The organism is Clostridium tarantellae (assembly GCF_009295725.1).
Taxonomy (GTDB): domain Bacteria; phylum Bacillota; class Clostridia; order Clostridiales; family Clostridiaceae; genus Sarcina; species Sarcina tarantellae.
The window spans coordinates 1-2,227 of the sequence record NZ_WHJC01000418.1 but is presented as its reverse complement, the minus strand read 5'-3'; the positions used below and the strand labels follow the sequence as shown (position 1 = coordinate 2,227).

Below are 2,227 nucleotides of genomic sequence, written 5' to 3'. Positions count from 1 at the left end.
AATTAAAACATTAAATTATTTATAACTATAAAATTATAATAACATATTATTCTATTATTGGGAATAAATATAATGAATTTTATTAGATTTTTTTAAATTTTATGACAAAAAATGTATTATAGAATACAATAATCATATATGAATATTATTTCAAGGAGTTTATATATGATTCGAGATAATTTAAATAATATAAATGTATTTAATATTTTATCTACTTCAACTATAAATAAGTCAACCACATTACCTACTGATGTTTTTGATATAAGCAAAGGAAATTTAAGTGGAGAAATAACAGTAGATCCTAATAGTAATTTTTTAAAAAATCTTGGAGGACCTAATGATAATTCATCCACAGTAATGGTGACTGTAAAAAAAAGTGCAGATTATATTTTAGCTATAAAATATAATTTTGATGCAAGAACTTTTAGAATTAAGGTAAATAATATTGATTATACTTATAAAACCTCAGCAAATTCAGATGGTTCTATATTTTATGCAATACTTCCATTAAAAGCAGGTAATAATGAGCTTGAATTTCATAGTGATAAAATTGCTTATGCACCGGATTTAGGAACTTTTACAGTGACAGAAAAAACTAGTGAAATTAATGATATTATTGAAAATACTAAATTTACTGTAGGTAATTATAATTTAGCTAATGGAGTTTTTTCTTCAGATGAAATAATAACAGGGCCTGCAACTAATCTTGTTTCTAATATAGGAGGAACTGAAGATAATTCAGTAAGTTTGTTAATAGAGGTACCTAGATTAGGTGATTACACTTTAAATATAAACTATAGAGATGCAAACAAAACTTTCATGATTAGATATGGAGGACAAGATATAAAAGTAGTTACTCCTGAACTTGAAAATGGAATAGTTAAAGTTGATTTAACCTTTAATTATAATAATAATTTAGTTATTTTTCATGGAGATGGAAAAAATTACGCTCCAGATTTAGGGCTAATATCAGTTGCTTTTAATTCTACAATTCCAAATGAAATATATAATGTTGCACTAGGAAAATTAGAAAATGGAGCTATTTTAGATAATTCTAAAAACTTAGTTACAGCTTTAGGTGGAAAAAAAGATGGTGCTTCAACCATAACTATAAAGGTTCCTGAAGCAGGTGATTATAAATTTTCAATAAATTATTATAAAGAAAATACCCCTTATGTTATGGATATTAACGAAAAATCAAACACTTATTGGACTGGTGATGAATATTTTGCTTTTACCAATGAAATTGTTACTTTAAAAAAGGGAGATAATATAATTAAATTTCATGGAGATACATTATATGATGGTCCAGATTTAGGAATGATGATGGTAACATCTATACCTAGTGAAAAAGAAACTTCCATACTATCAACTAATACTCCTAAAGTAGTTATTAAAGAATTAATAGGGGATGCTACCATAGATATTAATGATTTTATAAACAATATAAGTGGATTATCTGATAGTGCTGTTTTAGCAAATGCAAATGTAGCTATGGAAGGATTTTATAATTTACAGGTTGAATATACAGCTCCAAATTTTGATAGAGTTATGAAAATAGATATAAATGATATAAATACAGGTTCTTTATATCATTTATCAAATACCTTAGGAAATACTTTAACTGATATCAAAAAATTTATTACTCCTATATTTTTAACAGCAGGAAATAATACTATTAAGTTTTATTCTAATGAAAGTAATTATGCTCCAAATTTAAGAAAAATAACTATAGATACTGTTAATCATAATGAAAATAATTACTCTACAAATATTATTTTATCAGGTTCTGCAATAATAAATGGTAATTTTATTGAAGGTCTTGGTGGTAGTGAAAATGGAGCTTTAAGTTTTAAAATAACAGTCCCTTATAGTGGAATTTATGATTTTGGAATTTTTTATGTTGCTAAGGTAGATTCTAAAATCATAAAAATAGATGTTAATGGATTAAATACAGGTGAAATTTATAATTTTAATAAAACAAAATCAATGGATATAAATAATGAAAAAGTAAAAGTTATAAAGTTAAATTTATATAGTGGAGAAAATACCATTAAAATTTATGGTATTTAGTTGAAATATTTGTGTTAAAATAATATGAATATATACAAAGAAATAAAGTAACTAATTTTAATATGTTCTCTTTATTTCTTTGTAAATTTTTAGGATTATCAATTATTTTACAATAAATATACTAGATTTTATAATAATATAATATGTTTTAAAC

The 2,227-nt window shown here is 23.5% G+C and carries 1 protein-coding gene; it reads left to right on the top strand.

Features of this window, described 5'->3' with window-relative positions; translation table 11 throughout:
- The first annotated feature begins 165 nt into the window (after nt 1–165).
- Nucleotides 166–2,073 carry a carbohydrate-binding protein gene (locus GBZ86_RS15170; RefSeq protein ID WP_152892046.1) on the top strand — a complete coding sequence of 636 codons (1,908 nt, stop codon included), beginning with the start codon at nt 166–168 and terminating at the stop codon, nt 2,071–2,073.
- The last annotated feature ends 154 nt before the right edge of the window (nt 2,074–2,227 follow it).